Origin of the sequence: Williamsia sp. DF01-3, from assembly GCF_023051145.1 — a bacterium.
Classification (GTDB): Bacteria; Actinomycetota; Actinomycetes; order Mycobacteriales; family Mycobacteriaceae; genus Williamsia.
This window is the reverse complement of record NZ_JALKFS010000005.1, coordinates 3,392,125-3,408,760: the sequence shown is the minus strand read 5'-3', so window position 1 is coordinate 3,408,760 and position 16,636 is coordinate 3,392,125. Positions and strand designations below refer to the sequence as shown.

Sequence of the window (16,636 nt, the reverse complement as noted above, 5' to 3'; positions counted from 1 at the left end):
CGTTGTTACTCGTGTGACAAAAGTGGCGTGTGTTACGGCGCGCCTCCGCCAAAACTGTCGAGTGGTGGTTCAGTGTTTCTCGCATGAAGATGCCTGCCCTGCTGTCACGCACAACCGAAACTCTGCCTGGGATCAGCGGTATCGCCAGGATCGACAAGAACACCAAACGACTGCTCTCGAGAGTCGGCCCCGGGGACATCGTGATCCTCGACGAGGTCGACCTCGATCGCGTCACCGCGGACGCCCTGGTGGCCGCCGACGTGGTGGCGGTGGTCAATGCCTCGCCGTCCATCTCCGGTCGGTTCCCCAACCTCGGTCCCGAGCTGCTGGCGGCTTCCGGCATCACCTTGATCGACGACGTGGGCGTCGAGGTGTTCAAACGCATCAAGGATGGCGCGAAGATCCGGATCGACGAAGGCGGGCTCTACAGCGGTGAGCGTCGGCTCGCCAAGGGCACCGAATTGGGTGAGCGCGAGATCGCGGACCTGATGATCGACGCCAAGACAGGCCTGGTCGATCATCTGGAGGCGTTCTCCGGCAACACGATCGAGTTCATCCGCAGCGAGTCACCGTTGATCATCGACGGAGTGGGCGTGCCGGATGTCGACATCCGCATCGAGGGCCGCCACGTCGTCGTGGTCGCGGACGGGCCCGACCATGTCGCGGACCTCAAGCGCCTCAAGCCGTTCATCAAGGAGTATCAGCCGCTCATGGTTGGTGTCGAAGGTGGCGCCGACACGTTGATGGAGATGGGTTACCGCCCTGATCTGGTGGTCGGCGACCCCGAAGGTATGAAGTCCGCAACCCTCAAATCGGGTGCGCAGGTGGTGCTTCCGGCCGACCCCGACGGACATGCCCCCGGACTCGAGCGCATTCAGGACCTCGGTATCGGGGCCATGACCTTCCCTGCGGCGGGCTCGGCCGCTGACTTGGCGCTCCTGCTCGTCAACCACCACGAAGCGGCTCTCATCGTCACCGTCGGCCACGCGGCATCGATCGACGAGTTCTTCGACCGCAGCCTGCGGGAATCGAACCCGTCCACGTTCCTGACGCGGCTCAAGGTCGGCCCCAAGCTGGTCGACTCGAAAGCCGTTGCCACTCTGTATCGCTCACGGGTCTCCGGCGCGGCGGTGGCCCTGCTGATCCTGGCCGCATTGACGGCCTTGATCGTTGCGGTACTGATGTCGAGCGCCGGCACCGAGGTGATCGACTGGGCAGCAGATCAGTGGGACCGGCTGGCCGACTGGGTCACCCGGGTCTGGAATGAGTGACGCCTCACCTCGGCCCAGTGCCCGCAAGGCAACGTCGAACCCGCTGCCGGCGATGATTGACACGATGTGTCCGCGGTACCGCCCCGTACTCGGGTGCGGCACCTCGGTGAGAAAGAGGGATCTGTGATTTCGCTTCGCCAGCATGCCATTTCGCTGGTCGCGGTGTTCCTGGCGCTGGCTGTGGGTGTGGTGTTGGGCTCCGGTTTCGTCGCCGACACCTTCGGGTCGTCCAGCGATGCGCAGGATGAACGTGAGCAGCAACTGCGAGACGAGAATCAGCAACTCAGCAGTAATCTCAACGCGGCGAACAATTTTGACGCCGCCATCGCGGGCCGGTTGCTCGGCGGGAGCCTCAAGGACCGCCCTGTGCTCATCATCACCACTCCGAACGCCGATGAGGGCGACATCGCGGCCGTCAAAGACAACCTGAACAAGTCCGGTGCGATCTTCAACGGTCAGCTGGCTCTGACAGAGGCGTTCATCAGTGACCAGAATGCCGAGAAGATGCGGTCGATCATCGACCAGTCCATTCCGCCCGGCAGTGAACTCCGGACCGAACTGACAGACTCCGGCGGGCGGGCCGGTGATCTTCTCGGGCTGCTGCTGAACCTGTCTCCGGAGGACGCCGAACCGCAGGTCTCGTCGAGCGACACCACCGCCGGTCTGGCCGCGCTCAAGCAGGGCGGTTTCGTGGACTATGCCAACGGCGCGGTGAAGCCCGCCCAGTTGTCGATTGTTGTGACAGGCAACAAGTTCGCGGACGACTCCGGAGCGCGCGGACAAGTGATCGGGCGCTTCGCCGTGGCGTTCGCCCAGCGAGGATCGGGCACCGTACTGGTCGGACGAACGGGGTCGGCAGAGGGCTCCTCGCCGATCGCTGTCGTCCGGGCCGATCCATCGCTCAACTCGAAGATCTCGACCGTCGACAACGTCGATCAGGCCACAGGACGCATCACCACAGTGCTGGCCCTCACCGACGAGCTCGGCAACAAGCAGGGAGCATTCGGCACCGGCCCAGGGGCCACCGCCATCACCCCGGAATGACAGACGCTCTATGGACGCTCGCCACCCCGGTCCCGATACCGATGGTGGCGAGCGTGCCGTCCGTGTCGCGGCAGTGAAGAAAAGTCCGCATTGGTGTTACCGTGGAGTCCCGTAGGTAGGCAAGGTTTTCTTGCCGCCTAGCCGATGGTCAAGCCCCGCCCTCGGCTTCGTCTCCAGCCGAACGGAAGAAGCGTTGCGACCACTACGCCATGCGCGCTCAGGCACAAAGCACATCTTTGTCACCGGGGGCGTCGCGTCGTCACTCGGCAAAGGCCTGACGGCTTCGAGCCTCGGCCAGTTGCTCACAGCTCGCGGCCTTCGCGTCACGATGCAGAAGCTCGATCCTTATCTGAACGTGGATCCGGGCACGATGAATCCCTTTCAGCACGGTGAGGTGTTCGTCACAGAAGACGGCGCCGAGACCGACCTCGACGTCGGTCACTACGAACGATTCCTCGACCGCGACCTCTCGGGTTTCGCGAATGTGACCACCGGACAGGTTTATTCGACTGTCATCGCGAAAGAACGTCGCGGTGAATACCTCGGCGACACGGTTCAGGTGATCCCGCACATCACCGACGAGATCAAGAATCGCGTCCGGGCGATGAGCCAGGCCGACGCCGACGGTGAGATCCCCGATGTGGTCATCACCGAGATCGGGGGCACCGTCGGAGACATCGAGTCGCAGCCTTTCATCGAGGCCGCTCGCCAGATCCGCCACGATGTCGGCCGCGACAACGTGTTCTTCCTGCATGTGTCCTTGGTGCCGTACCTGGCGCCGTCGGGTGAGCTCAAGACCAAGCCCACTCAGCACTCGGTGGCCGCTCTGCGCAACATCGGTATCCAGCCTGACGCGTTGATCCTGCGCTGCGATCGCGACGTGCCCGAGCCCCTCAAGAACAAGATCGCCCTCATGTGCGACGTGGAGGTCGAAGGCGTCATCTCGACACCGGACGCCCCGTCCATCTACGACATCCCCAAGGTGCTCCACTCCGAGCAGCTCGACGCGTACGTGGTGCGCAAGCTCGGTCTGCCGTTCCGCGACGTCGACTGGACCGTGTGGGGTGAACTCCTCAAGCGGGTTCACGAGCCGCGCGAAGAGGTGACGATCGCGCTGGTGGGTAAGTATGTCGAGCTGCCCGACGCCTACCTGTCGGTGACCGAGGCCATCCGGGCCGGCGGGTTCGCCCACCGCGCGAAGGTCAACCTCGTCTGGGTGCAATCGGACGAATGTGCCGAGGACGACGGCGCGAAGACGGCGCTGGCCCGCGCGGACGGCATCCTCATCCCCGGAGGGTTCGGGATCCGGGGCATCGAGGGCAAGGTGGGCGCTGTGCGATTCGCACGCACCCACGGCGTCCCGTTGCTGGGTCTGTGCCTCGGTCTGCAGTGCATCGTGATCGAGGCCGCACGAGCCGCCGGGCTCGATGAGGCGAGTTCCACCGAGTTCGACCCCGAGACTCCGTTCCCGGTGATCTCGACGATGGCTGATCAGGAGCAGGCTGTCGCCGGCGAAGCCGACCTCGGTGGAACCATGCGGCTGGGCGCCTATCCCGCCAAGCTGGATCGCGGTTCCGTGGTGGCCACGGCCTACAACGCAGTCGAGGTCTCCGAACGCCATCGCCACCGGTTCGAGGTGAACAACGCCTACCGGGACAAGATCGCCGAGAGTGGCCTCGTGTTCTCGGGCACCTCACCGGACGGGCACCTGGTGGAGTTCGTCGAGTACCCGCGCGAGGTGCACCCGTTCATGGTGGGCACGCAGGCGCACCCGGAGCTCAAGAGCCGCCCTACTCGCCCCCATCCGCTGTTCAGTGCATTCGTGCGGGCATCGCTGCGGTACAAGGCAGCCGAACGACTGCCGGTGAACATCCATCCCGATGACGACGTGGATCCCGCCGATCTCGACGACGTCACCGCTGCCGAGGCCGGTGTGCTGGAGGCCGGGGCTTGAGCCAGTCGCCACATGAGTTCGGCACCGTCGGAAGCGAATTGCAGTACAGCGGCGCCATCGTGGCCCTACGGGTCGATGAGGTTCAGATGCCGGGAGGTCGCACAGCGAAGCGTGAGGTGGTCGAACACCACGGTGCGGTCGCCATCGCCGCGGTGAACGACAAAGACGAGATCGCACTGGTCTTGCAGTACCGGCATCCGCTCGGTCGTCGGCTCCTCGAACTGCCCGCAGGTCTGCTCGATGCTGGGCCGGATGAGTCACCGTTGGAAGCGGCCAAGCGGGAACTGGTCGAAGAGACCGGCTTGGCTGCCGACAATTGGAACGTGTTGGTCGACGTAGCGGTTTCACCGGGGTTCACCGATGAGGCCCTGCGCGTGTATCTCGCGACGGGGATCCGGGAGGTCCCGCGGCCAGACCCCGAAGACGAAGAAGCCGACATGGAGATGCAGTGGGTCGGCCTCGATGAAGCAGTGGACAAGGTGCTCTCGGGCGAGATAGTCAACTCGACGGCCGTGAGCGGGATCCTGTCACTGGTTGCGGCCCGAGCGCGCTCTGTGTCGCTGCGCGGCACCGATGCGCCCTGGGCTGACCGGCCTGTCGCGTTCGCTCAGCGCAAGGCTGCACAGGCATGATCGCCGGCCGGGCCTTCGACGTTCTCGAGAACTCATGAGCCCGGCCGCGTCATGACCCTCGCCGACCAGGTGCAGATGTATCTGGATCACCTGGAGGTCGAGCGCGGCTCGGCCGCCAACACCTTGCAGTCGTATGCCAGAGATCTGCGGCGGTACCAGGAGTATCTGGCCGAGCGGGGGATCGATTCGCTCGCCGAGGTCACCGAATCCGACATCCGGGAGTTCCTGGTTGCGTTGCGTCGTGGCGATCCGGACAAGGAACGACCGCCACTCGCGGACAGCTCGATCGCGCGAACCCTGGTGGCCACCAGAGGATTTCACAAGTTCGCCGCCGGCGAAGGGCTTGTGCAGGCCAACGTCGCGCATGCCGTAGCGCCACCCAAGGCGCCGCGCCGACTGCCGAAAAGCCTGCCGGTGGACGAAGTGCTGGCGATCCTTGCCGCCAGCGGGGGGACGACGCCTCCGACGGGCCGCGATCGTTGCGTGATCGTGCGCTGCTGGAGCTCTTGTACAGCTGCGGGGCCCGGATCTCCGAGGCCGTCACTCTCGATGTGGACGACATCGATACCGGATCGCGCTCCGTTCTGCTCCGCGGCAAGGGTGGCAAGGAGCGGGTGGTGCCGGTCGGAAGGCCGGCCATCGCCGCACTCGACGCCTACCTGGTGCGGGGGCGACCCGCGCTGGTCTCGCGGTTCAACCCGGCGTTGTTCCTCAACACCCGCGGGGGGCGTTTGAGTCGGCAGAGTGCGTGGCAGGTGCTCGTCGACGCGGCGGCGCGTGCAGGATTGGACAAATCGGTCTCGCCCCATACGTTGCGACACAGTTTTGCGACCCATCTGCTGGACGGCGGCGCCGACGTACGCGTCGTACAGGAACTCTTGGGTCACGCATCGGTGACCACCACGCAGGTGTACACGCTGGTCACGGTCGGCACCATGCGTGAGGTGTATGCCTTGGCTCATCCGCGGGCCCGGTGAGGACGTCCCGCTGCGCCCGCGACGGTGAGCCTCCACAGCCGTGTCGCGCCGACCCACTAGGCTCGTGATGTGACAACGCCACAGCCACCAGATCGAGGCCACGGGCGTGACGCGCATCAATTGATGATCTCCACGCCTTCGCGCGGCGACAACGACGACGAGACGACGCCGAGTGGCTGGGATCAGGATCGCGAGAAGCCCAGCCCAGCGAGTGAATTGGGTCCGACCGGACGCCCCGTGCGTGAGGTGCCCGAACCGGCGCCGCTCGACCATCACGGCCCGGCGACGGTGGTTGCCGTCTGCAACCAGAAGGGTGGGGTCGGCAAGACCACCTCCACCATCAACTTGGGCGCCGCTCTCGCCGAGTGCGGGCGTCGCGTGTTGCTCGTGGACCTGGACCCTCAGGGCGCGTTGTCGGCGGGGCTCGGCGTACCCCATCACGAACTCGACCTGACCGTCCACAACATGCTGGTCCCGCCGCAGGTGTCGGCGGACGAGGTGCTCATGCGCACGCGGGTCGAGAACCTCGACCTGCTCCCGTCGAACATCGATCTGTCCGCGGCCGAGATCCAGTTGGTCACCGAAGTCGGCCGTGAACACACGCTGGGCCGCGCTTTGCACCCCCTGCTCGACCGCTACGACTACGTGCTCATCGACTGCCAGCCGTCACTCGGTTTGCTCACCGTCAATGCGCTCTCGTGCGCCGACACCGTGATCATCCCGATGGAATGCGAGTACTTCAGTCTGCGAGGGCTGGCGCTGCTCAACGACACCATCGAAAAAGTACGTGATCGGCTCAACCCGCGCCTCAAGCTCGGCGGCATCCTCGTGACCATGTTCGATGCGCGCACCCTGCATTCACGCGAGGTGATGGCCCGCGTTGTCGAGGTGTTCGGGGACAAGGTGTACGACACCGTGATCGCACGCACCGTGCGCTTCCCCGAGACCAGCGTTGCGGGCGAACCCATCACGTCATGGGCGCCGAAGTCCGCAGGTGCGCGCGCCTACCGGGCGCTGGCCCGCGAAGTCATCGCCCGCACCCGCTAGTCGTGATGACAGAAGCACCGCCGGAGAAAACGGGTTTCCAGGTCAAACTGACCAACTTCGAGGGCCCCTTCGACCTGCTCCTCAACCTCATCGGCCAGCACCGGATGGATGTCACCGAGGTGGCGCTCCACGAGGTCACCGACGACTTCATCGCCTACACCAAGCAGCTCGGTAGCGAGATGGGCCTGGATCAGACCACCCAGTTCCTCGTGGTGGCTGCCACCTTGCTCGACCTCAAGGCGGCACGACTGCTGCCGTCAGGTGAGGTGGAGAACGACGAAGACCTCGCACTGCTCGAAGCCCGGGATCTACTTTTCGCGCGCTTGCTGCAGTATCGGGCTTACAAACAAGTGGCCGCACTTTTTGCCGAGCTGGAAGCTGCTGCACTGCAACGGTATCCGCGTGCGATATCGCTGGAGCCGCAGTTCGAGTCGTTGCTGCCCGAGGTGACGATCGGCGTCAGCCCGGCGGTGTTCGCCGAGGTGGCCGTTGCGGCCATGACGCCCAAACCGGTTCCGCAGGTGGGTCTCGGGCACCTACACGTCTCACAGATCTCGGTTCCTGAACAGGCGGCCCGAGTCGGTGAGATCTTGCGCAACGCTGGCGCGGGAGCATGGGTGAGTTTCACCGATCTGGTCGCCGAGTGTGACTCAGGGCTCGGAGTGGTGGCCCGTTTCCTGGCCCTGCTCGAATTGTTCCGGGAACGTGCAGTCGCATTCGAACAACCCGAGGCGCTCGGTACCTTGCGGGTCAGTTGGACCGGGGAGATCTCAGATCCTGCGGCGATCGTGGTGAAGGCGGAAGACTATGGATGAGCCAGACGGCGGCGTTTCGGCCGTGGAATCGGACGCACTTTTCGAGGCCGAGACCCTCGACGAACCCGAGATGCGGGCGGCGCTCGAAGCCATGTTGCTTGTTGTCGACACACCCGCCACGAGTGAGCAGCTGGCATCGGCGCTCGATGAGACCAGCGCTCGGGTGGATGCCCTTCTCCGTCAGATGAGCCAAGAGCTGACCGAGCGACGCAGTGGCATGGACCTGCGGTTTGCCGGGGACGGCTGGCGGTATTACACCCGCAACGACTTCGCGCCGTACGTCGAACGGCTCCTGCTCGACGGCGCACGTTCAAAACTGACCCGGGCGGCGTTGGAGACGCTCGCCGTCATCGCGTATCGACAGCCGGTCACACGGTCTCGTGTCAGCGCTGTTCGTGGTGTCAACGTCGACGGGGTCATCCGCACGTTGATCGCTCGTGGCCTGATCAGTGAGGCAGGGACCGACGTCGATTCGGGCGCAGTGATGTATCGCACCACGGAACTGTTCCTGGAGCGCCTGGGTCTTGCTTCGCTCGGTGAGCTGCCGGATCTGGCGCCGCTGCTGCCCGATGTGGATGTGATCGACGCCCTCGGTGACGAGATCAACAGCGACCCGAGATTCGCCAAATTGGCAGGTGGCAGGGCAGACTTGAAGGACAAGACCAACAACATCACCGTTGACGACGACTGACGACAACGGGAATTAGGGACAAAAGCATGGCACCCGCTAGCCGAGACGGCAGACCGGACAGAAACAAAGACAAGGGCAAGAGGCGCGCTCCGAGGTTCGAGGACTCGGCCGAGCCCGACCGCGGAGGACGCCCGTCATCGGAGCGTGGCGGTAAACCCGCAGCCGAGCGCGGCGCGCGCCCATCGAGAGATCGTCGAGAGCGCCCCGCAGGTGAACGCGGCGGCAGGCCGACGGCCGATCGTGGCGGTAGGTCGGGCGGAGAGCGTGGCGAGCGAGGCGGACGCCCCGGTGCCGACCGTGCCGGCAGACAGTCAGGGGAACGCAGCGGACGGCCCACCGGAGAACGAGGCCGTGCCGCCGGCGAGCGCGCGGGTAGGCCCGGCGCTGAGCGCAGTGGGAAGCCCGCGGGGGAGCGCGGCGGTAAGCCCGGACATCGCGGACAGGGTGCGGCCGTCGAACGATTCCGGAAGAGCCATCGCAAAGGTGCTGGGCCCGAGGGCAAACCGCGGTCGGCTCCTGATGTGAAGAGCGGCCAGGTGAGGCTGAACAACGCCAAACCGGCCCGCGAACAGAACCCGTTGGATGTCGGCGGTGATGGCGCGACGTACGTCGAGGGCGGCATGCGCCTGCAGAAGGTCCTCGCGCAGTCCGGGGTCGCCTCGCGACGCGGTGCCGAAGAGATGATTGCCGCCGGTCGGGTTGAGGTCGACGGAGAAATCGTCTTGGAGCAAGGCCTTCGCATCGATCCAAAGACAGCTGTCGTGCGAGTGGATGGCGCGCGCGTGGTCGTCAACGAAGAACACCAGTACCTGGCGCTGAACAAGCCCAAGGGTTGGCAGTCGACGATGGCAGATGATTTCGGTCGTCCCTGCATCGGTGATCTTGTTGCCGAGCGAGTCATGGCCGGGCAGAGGCTTTTCCACGTGGGCCGACTGGACGCGGACACCGAGGGTCTCATCTTGCTGACCAACGACGGCGAACTCGCCCATCGGCTGATGCACCCGTCCTACGAGGTGCCCAAGACGTACTTGGCCACCGTTCGCGGTGAGGCGCACCGCACGCTGGGCAAGATCCTGCGCGACGGTATCGAGCTCGACGACGGCCCGGCCAAGGTCGACAAGTTCTCGCTGCTGGACGTGAACCAGGGAATCTCCTTGCTGCAGCTGACCCTGCACGAAGGGCGCAAGCGGATTGTGCGTCGCCTCCTCGATGAAGCCGGTTATCCGGTGATCCGCTTGGTACGCACCGACATCGGCGCAGTCAATGTCGGAGAGCAGCGTCCGGGAACGTTGCGGGTGTTGGGCAACAACGAGATCGGTGCCCTGTACAAGGCGGTGGGAATGTGACCGGAACCGAACGAGCCGTGATAGCGATCGACGGCCCCGCCGGCACCGGCAAGTCGAGCGTCTCCCGTCGAGTGGCAATGGCGCTGGGCGGCAACTACATCGACACCGGCGCCATGTACCGGGTGGCAACGCTCAAGGCGCTTCGCGCCGGCGCGTCGTTGGATGATCCGGAATCGATCGACAAGGCCACCGACGACCTCACCATCTCCGTCACCAACGATCCGCAAGCGCAGATCGTCATGATGGACGGCGAGGACGTGACCGAGGAGATCCGGACCGACGCGGTGACGCGTGCAGTGTCTGCGGTGTCGGCGGTACCCGCAGTACGCACGCGGCTGGTCCAGGCACAACGCGACCTCGCGCAGAGTGGGCTCAGCGTCCTGGAAGGCCGCGACATCGGCACCGTGGTGTTTCCGGACGCCACGCTGAAGATCTTTCTCACGGCGTCGCCGGAGGCGCGGGCGCAGCGCCGACATGATCAGAACACCGCTGCGGGAATGAAAAGCGACTACCAAACGGTTCTGGACGACGTGATCCGTCGGGATCATCTGGATTCCACACGAGCGACGTCGCCGTTGCGGCCCGCGGAGGATGCGGTCCGGGTCGACACCACCGATCTGGGCATCGAAGAGGTTATCGCCAAGCTGGTCGAGTTGGCGCGTAACCGGATTGAGGTAAAAGCATGAGCGACACTTTTGATGGGGCCGCGCCGTCGTCTGACGGCATATGGACAGACGAAGCCGAATGGGACCTGAGTGAGTTCGCCGATGTGGACGTCGACGGCGCCCCACTTGCCGTTCCGACCGTCGCCATCGTCGGACGCCCCAACGTGGGTAAGTCTTCACTCGTCAACCGCATCCTCGGTCGCCGCGAGGCGGTTGTGGAGGATGTGCCCGGGGTGACACGCGACCGGGTGTCGTACGACGCCTCCTGGGCCGGTCGACGGTTCATGGTGCAGGACACCGGCGGTTGGGAACCGGACGCCAAAGGGATGGCGCAGTCGGTGGCCCGCCAGGCCGAGGTCGCGATGAAGACGGCCGACGCGATCGTTCTCGTCGTGGATGCCACGGTCGGTGCCACCAGCACCGACGAAGCGGTTGCCAAGGTGCTGCGCCGGTCGAAGACCCCAGTGCTGCTGGCAGCCAACAAGGTTGATGACGAACGCCTCGAATCGGAAGCCGCGTCGTTGTGGTCGCTGGGTCTGGGGGAGCCGTTCACGGTGTCCGCAGCTCACGGCCGTGGCACCGGGGATCTGCTCGACCGGATCCTGGAAGCGTTGCCCGAGACCCCTAGAGAATCCGTTCTCACGGGTGGTCCGCGCCGAGTTGCGTTGGTGGGCAAGCCCAATGTGGGCAAGAGCTCACTGATGAACAAACTGACCGGGGAAGATCGGGCGGTTGTCGACAACGTTGCCGGAACCACCGTCGACCCGGTCGACGAGTTGGTCGAGCTGGGCGGCAAGATCTGGAACTTCGTCGACACTGCCGGCCTGCGCAAAAAGGTGCAGCAGTCGAGCGGACACGAGTTCTACGCCTCGCTGCGTACCCGTTCGGCCATCGAGGCAGCAGAAGTCGCCGTATTGCTCATCGACGCGTCCGAACCGATCACCGAGCAAGACCAGCGGGTGCTCACGATGATCATCGAGGCCGGCCGTGCTCTGGTGATCGCCTTCAACAAGTGGGACCTCGTCGACGAGGATCGCCGGACCCAGTTGGAGAAGGAGATCGACCGCGACCTGTCGCGCGTGCCCTGGGCACGGACGGTCAACATCTCCGCGCACACGGGACGCGCCGTTCAGAAGCTCGTGCCGGCGCTCGAGACCGCGCTGGAGTCGTGGGACAAGCGAGTATCCACCGGGCAGCTCAACACGTGGCTCAAGGCCGTGATCGCCGAGACACCTCCGCCCATGCGCGGAGGCCGGCTCCCCAGGGTCATGTTCGCCACTCAGGCCGCCACCAGGCCGCCGACGTTCGTGTTCTTCACCACGGGGTTCCTGGAGGCCGGTTATCGCCGGTTCCTGGAGCGCAAGCTGCGTGAAGCCTTCAACTTCGACGGGTCACCTGTCCGGGTGAACGTGCGCGTCCGCGAGAAGCGAGAGCGCAAGAAGTAGCTGACGGGCGGCACTCCGGGAACCGATTGGCATCGGAGGCCGCCCGTCAGATAGTCTTTCTGACGCTGCTCCTCACGGATCAGCAACGGGCTGTGGCGCAGTTTGGTAGCGCACTTGACTGGGGGTCAAGTGGTCGCAGGTTCAAATCCTGTCAGCCCGACAGTGATGGCAAGGGTCAAGGCGGTTCCGGAGAAATCCGGGACCGCCTTTTCAATTCTCGGGCTCGGCCCAGATCTCCTCGAACGAGACGGCACGACCCAGGATCTGCTCCGCAGCACGATGCCCTGACTTCAGCGCGCCGGTCACCGTCGAGGGATCGTCGGTCCAGGTTGCCTCGCCCGCCAGGTGCAGCACATCGTCGATCGGGATGGCCAGATCGTCGTGATCGAGGCGGTCCGAGCCCACTGACATGTAGGAGTACGAACCCCGCGAGTACGGGTCGTCCTGCCATCGAGTGACGTGTACCCGTTCGGGTTCGGCGACGCGGTCCCCGTACAGCTTTCGGAGAGCATCGAGGACGGAGTCGGCGATCTGCGCGTCCGACCATTCGCGAGTTTCTCGCGCACACGGGCCGGCGGCAAATGTGAGGAGGGTCGGAGAACCCGCCGTCGAGCTCACGTCGTACCAGGAATGCCACCAGCGGCCGGCTTCCCCTTGTTGGCGTATCGCGTAGACGTCCTCATCCCAGAACCTGTGTGGGAACTGCAAAAACACCTTCTCGAAGGCGTTCATCCCGAGCCTGGCCAGAGCCTCTCCGTGTGCCTCGGGTAGCGGGGGATCAAAGACGAACTCCGGCGACTTCAGCACACCGAGCGGCACCGTGACCACCACCCGGTCGGCAGAGAATCGACCGCGGCCGGTGTCGACGGAGGCACCGGCCTGCCCCCACTGCACTCGCGTGACCTCGTGCTCGAGTCGAACGTCGAGTCCCTCGGCAAGGCGGGTGGCGAGTACGTCATATCCGTCGGGAAAGACGACTTCCGCTCCCTCGATCGCATCGTCGTCGAGCCCATGTGCATCGAGGTCGTCGAGCCACACACCGAGTTGTTCCTCGGTCCGATGCCGCATGAACTCGCGGACGCGCATCGAGCGTTGGCCGCTCCAATCGAGTTGCGCCAGAGCGGCTTCAACTGCCCTGCCGTATGACGTACCCGGCTCCGAAGCGGCGACGGTGAGTCTGAACTGTTCGTCGAACCGATGGATGTCCGACACAAAACGCTCCGTGTCCTCGGCATTCATTCGGGTTCCGGCGGGGGAGTAGTAGGCGATCGGCCGTCCGCCCGGTTGAAAGCTGCCCACGGTGAACTCGACGGTGCGCATGCCGAATGCGTCGACTGCGTCGGCAACCGGGTTGTTGTCGACCCCGTGTATCCACGATGCGCCGTAGTCGATGACGTCGCCGTCGGCACGCGACGTCCAGACGCGTCCGCCCACCCGATCGCGAGCTTCCAGGATCACCACGCGCCTACCCTCTCCCGAGAGGATTCGTGCGGCGGTCAGTCCGGCTATCCCGGCACCGACGACCAGCGTGTCAAAGTCTGTCACTGCATATTCCGATCTATCGCAATGTGGATCCGGAGGTCACGACTGTTCCTTCGAACACCACCACGTCGTGCGTCCGCCCACGGTGCCCCGCGACATCGGTGCACCGCATCGAGGGCACACGGCGCCGGACTTGCGATAGGGGATGATCTCTCCGGTGTGTACACCGCCCTTCCTGATCGCGGATCGGATGGCGCGGCGCAGGACGACACGTAGCTCGTCGAGTTCGTCGGTTGTGAGGGTTTTGCAGCGCCGCGCGGGTGATTGCCCGCTCTGCCACAGGACTTCATCGGCGAGGAGATTGCCGACGCCGGCGATCGCGGCCTGATCGAGCAGCCGTGCCTTGAGAGGTGCTCCGCTGGAACCGATCCGGTGACGAAAATCCTCCCGCGAGATCTCAGCGGCATCAGGCCCGAGCGCGTCGATGTCCGGCTCGAGGCGAACCCTGCCGAGGCGGCGTTTGTCGAAGAGCCTGAGTTGACCTCCGTCTTCGAACGTCATGGCGAAGCGCGTCCATTCAGGCTTGTCGGTGTCGCGTTCACCGACGTGCGGGTCCCCGCCGCCGTACCGCGACGTCTGGTCGCCGTCGGGTGCGGTGACGATGATTCGCCCGCCCATGCCGAGGTGAATACCAAGCGTCGGACCAGTGGAGCCGTCGGCGATCGTCGTCTCACACCACATGGCCTTGCCCCGGCGACGAGCATCGGTCAGCTTGCCGCCCTTCAGTGCACCCGCGATCTCGCCCGGCCGATGCGGACGGCACTCGAACGTGTCGGTGTCGTCGATGTCGACAATGACGCGATTCAGCGCCTTCTCGACGACCTGTCTCGCGTTTTCGACCTCTGGCAGTTCCGGCACCTGTTCGGTCTACCCTTCCGGCGCGATCTGCTCAAGTGCTCAAGTCCTGCCATGTGCCTCATCGCGGCTGCGCCGGTGGTCGCTACGCGTCGCCCCCCCGGGTCGAGCTATGCGTCCTGGTCCGGCAGCGGTCCGGCGTTGGCGATCTTCTTGGCATCCTCGACTGTCACGGTGAATGCGCTGTCGGGGTCATTCCAGAGGCGTTGAGTCGCCCTGGCGTGAGCGCGTACCGCCGGATTGCCGCTCTCGCTTGCGGTCTCGAGGATGCCGGGAACTGTGTCGCCGAGTTCGATCAGCGCCCGGCTGAGACTCCGTTGGGTTTCACGGTCGCCGCGACCGAGTTCCGTTGCCAGCTCAAGCGCCACGGTGTGTTCGTGCCCGTCGGGAACCAGGACAACAACGGCACGCCACGCCGCTCGGGCCACCTCGTCGTCGGCATCGTGCACGAGCTCGAGGGGTATGTCAGCCCATGTCGCGCGATCGCCGATCTTCGACAAGGTGTGCAAGGCCTGACTGCGGGCCTGCGCCGTCGTGGAATGTAGCTCGGCCAGCAGGAGCGGGACGACGATCTCTGCAGGATGGCGGGTCAGTGCCCACGTCAGCATGTCCCGGACGTAGAAGTCCGACTCGAACGCGCAACACTCCACCAGGACGCTGACAAACTCAGCGTGCGGCTCGGTGCCCGCTGCGAGCGCCGTGCGCAAGCGAGTCGACGAGTCAGCGTCATGCAACGCGTGCATCAGACGCCGGGTCTGATCATTCTGATGTGGCCGGTCGATGGGACTCACCTCCTGGAAGTGATTCACAGCCTCTCATCCGATGTGGGCCTGACGCCACGGGATAAGACCGAGCCGTGCGGGCACGCCGGTTCGGCGCCCTACGAGTGCTGGAGCGCGTTACTGTCCTTGAAAGTGCTGACTCGGTGAGGAGCCGCGACATGGCGCGACACGGTCAGGACAAGGCGGATGTGGCAGCTGTCGTTGCAGACACCTCGCAGGGGCCGATCGAGTACACCGATACAGGCGCCGGCCCGCCAGTGCTGTTTCTGCACGGATCGCCTGGCGGCTGCGATCAAGGTGCCCTCATGAGCAGGTTCCTGGCAGTTCATCATCGAATCGTCGCCATCTCGCGGCCCGGGTATCTGAACACTCCACTGGCAGAACGCAATCGGACTCCGTCAGCGCAAGCGGACCAGGTGGCCGAGCTCATGTCGACATTGGGTATCGACCGATTCGGTGTCATGTGCTGGTCGGGCGGCGGGCCGGTCAGCTATGAGCTGGCGGCCGCCCATCCTGGCCGTGTGGCAGCCGTCGCGGTCATCGCCGGCGTCAGTACGACGTTCAATCCTGCTCGAACGTTACGCGGCCGGCTCGAGATGGGCGAGGAGAGAATGCTTTTCACCCGGCTCGGTACGTGGTTCGCGAACGCTCTCGTCGACAAGGCGGCCGCCACCGCGATCTCGACGCTGGTTGCCGGCGAAGGTGACATGACTCGCTCGCAAGCGATACAGCTGACTGCTCAGATCATGTCGGACCCCGGGCAGCGGCAATTTGCGACAGAACTGTTCAGCACGGTGACCGGGAACCGGAAAGCGGGATTCAACAACGACTTCGAGCAGTTTCGCACACTCGATCTACCCTTGGACGCCATCACCGCACCAGTGCTGCTGGTGCATGCCCGAACCGATGCGGATGTCCCGTTCGAACAATCCGTTCGCGCAACCGATTCGCTGCCCAACAGTCGATTGATGACAATCGACGTGGGGAGCCACCTCTCCGCGTGGCTGGGCCCGGATGCAGGTGCGGTGCAGACCGCAGTTGTCCGTCACTTCCGTCTGCACCTCCCGTGGTGATCGTGGGCCCCAACCGTCGTTTGCCTATGCTCATCTGCAGTTGCGACTGGTTGACCTTGAACTGATTTCGCGATCGCGAGCGCTGTAGGGGCGCCACTCAGCGATTGCATATCCTCCGCTCTCCCGACGAACAAAAGACAGATAGTTAATTTGTTGCGCCCCTGCAACAATGTCCCTTAAGATCACTTTTGCGCTCCCAGCCGGGAGGAATTTCTCGAACTCTGGGGTTCCGAGTTCGATCGCAAGGAATGCATGGCGTTGTTGACGCACGGTCAGTCGTGGAGTGCATGTGTGGAGGTCGATCGGCTCCGATCGCGAGTTATTCACCTGTCCGCTTGCGTGAGACGGCGTCGGGTCAGCGGAGGCATGTGCCGGTCAGTCGGCCTCGCATATCTCCCGGACAGATTGACCGCACCGATGCGCGTGGGTGCCGATCGTGTGGTGCCGGTTCTTGCCGACTGGGGAATCGCAAGAGCACGCGAGCGGCGGGTGTGTAG

At 64.7% G+C, this 16,636-nt stretch carries 14 protein-coding genes, 1 tRNA gene and 1 pseudogene; 13 read left to right on the top strand and 3 right to left on the bottom strand.

Annotation, left to right across the window (positions count from 1 at the left end; translation table 11 throughout):
* Positions 1 to 83 precede the first annotated feature (83 nt).
* The 12 genes and pseudogenes from steA to MVA47_RS18140 all read left to right on the top strand — a co-directional run bounded on the left by steA (position 84) and on the right by MVA47_RS18140 (position 12,047).
* Positions 84 to 1,271, top strand: coding sequence for a putative cytokinetic ring protein SteA (steA, locus tag MVA47_RS18200; RefSeq protein WP_023957939.1), 1,188 nt, complete (start codon positions 84 to 86; stop codon positions 1,269 to 1,271).
* 123 nt (positions 1,272 to 1,394) lie between these two features.
* On the top strand, positions 1,395 to 2,315 hold the full coding sequence (locus tag MVA47_RS18195; protein ID WP_247209121.1) for a copper transporter: 921 nt from the start codon (positions 1,395 to 1,397) through the stop codon (positions 2,313 to 2,315).
* A gap of 193 nt (positions 2,316 to 2,508) precedes the next feature.
* Positions 2,509 to 4,269, top strand: coding sequence for a CTP synthase (locus MVA47_RS18190; RefSeq protein WP_033334840.1), 1,761 nt, complete (start codon positions 2,509 to 2,511; stop codon positions 4,267 to 4,269).
* Entirely contained in the window at positions 4,266 to 4,901 is a 636-nt protein-coding gene (locus tag MVA47_RS18185; RefSeq protein ID WP_247209120.1) for an NUDIX hydrolase, read from the top strand. Before MVA47_RS18190 ends, MVA47_RS18185 begins: the two co-directional genes overlap by 4 nt.
* 51 nt (positions 4,902 to 4,952) lie before the next feature.
* A pseudogene (xerD, locus tag MVA47_RS26790) lies at positions 4,953 to 5,878 on the top strand (site-specific tyrosine recombinase XerD).
* A gap of 123 nt (positions 5,879 to 6,001) precedes the next feature.
* Complete coding sequence (locus tag MVA47_RS18170) at positions 6,002 to 6,925, top strand: ParA family protein (RefSeq protein WP_281505441.1); 924 nt, start codon at positions 6,002 to 6,004, stop codon at positions 6,923 to 6,925.
* A gap of 5 nt (positions 6,926 to 6,930) precedes the next feature.
* The gene (locus MVA47_RS18165) at positions 6,931 to 7,740 is read left to right on the top strand and encodes a ScpA family protein (RefSeq protein WP_247209116.1); all 810 of its coding nucleotides are present in this window, start codon (positions 6,931 to 6,933) and stop codon (positions 7,738 to 7,740) included.
* The gene (scpB, locus tag MVA47_RS18160) at positions 7,733 to 8,431 is read left to right on the top strand and encodes an SMC-Scp complex subunit ScpB (RefSeq protein ID WP_116915173.1); all 699 of its coding nucleotides are present in this window, start codon (positions 7,733 to 7,735) and stop codon (positions 8,429 to 8,431) included. Before MVA47_RS18165 ends, scpB begins: the two co-directional genes overlap by 8 nt.
* A 26-nt stretch (positions 8,432 to 8,457) precedes the next feature.
* On the top strand, positions 8,458 to 9,777 hold the full coding sequence (locus MVA47_RS18155) for a pseudouridine synthase (RefSeq protein ID WP_247209110.1): 1,320 nt from the start codon (positions 8,458 to 8,460) through the stop codon (positions 9,775 to 9,777).
* 17 nt (positions 9,778 to 9,794) lie between these two features.
* Entirely contained in the window at positions 9,795 to 10,463 is a 669-nt protein-coding gene (gene cmk / locus MVA47_RS18150) for a (d)CMP kinase (protein WP_247210890.1), read from the top strand.
* A complete protein-coding gene (gene der, locus MVA47_RS18145) occupies positions 10,460 to 11,887 on the top strand; it encodes a ribosome biogenesis GTPase Der (protein WP_247209107.1) in 1,428 nt (475 codons plus the stop codon). Before cmk ends, der begins: the two co-directional genes overlap by 4 nt.
* An 86-nt stretch (positions 11,888 to 11,973) precedes the next feature.
* Positions 11,974 to 12,047: transfer RNA gene (locus MVA47_RS18140), tRNA-Pro, on the top strand.
* A gap of 50 nt (positions 12,048 to 12,097) precedes the next feature.
* Here the strand turns inward: MVA47_RS18140 and MVA47_RS18135 are convergent.
* The 3 genes from MVA47_RS18135 to MVA47_RS18125 all read right to left on the bottom strand — a co-directional run bounded on the left by MVA47_RS18135 (position 12,098) and on the right by MVA47_RS18125 (position 15,027).
* Positions 12,098 to 13,432, bottom strand: a complete 1,335-nt coding sequence (locus tag MVA47_RS18135) for an NAD(P)/FAD-dependent oxidoreductase (RefSeq protein WP_247209105.1) — start codon at positions 13,430 to 13,432, stop codon at positions 12,098 to 12,100.
* A gap of 36 nt (positions 13,433 to 13,468) precedes the next feature.
* Positions 13,469 to 14,287: an Fpg/Nei family DNA glycosylase gene (locus MVA47_RS18130; RefSeq protein ID WP_247209104.1), complete on the bottom strand. Its 819-nt coding sequence runs from the start codon at positions 14,285 to 14,287 to the stop codon at positions 13,469 to 13,471.
* 107 nt (positions 14,288 to 14,394) lie between these two features.
* Positions 14,395 to 15,027, bottom strand: a complete 633-nt coding sequence (locus MVA47_RS18125; RefSeq protein WP_247210888.1) for a HEAT repeat domain-containing protein — start codon at positions 15,025 to 15,027, stop codon at positions 14,395 to 14,397.
* A 197-nt stretch (positions 15,028 to 15,224) separates the two neighbouring features.
* Between MVA47_RS18125 and MVA47_RS18120 the strand changes: the two genes are divergently transcribed.
* Entirely contained in the window at positions 15,225 to 16,139 is a 915-nt protein-coding gene (locus MVA47_RS18120; RefSeq protein ID WP_247209103.1) for an alpha/beta fold hydrolase, read from the top strand.
* The last annotated feature ends 497 nt before the right edge of the window (positions 16,140 to 16,636 follow it).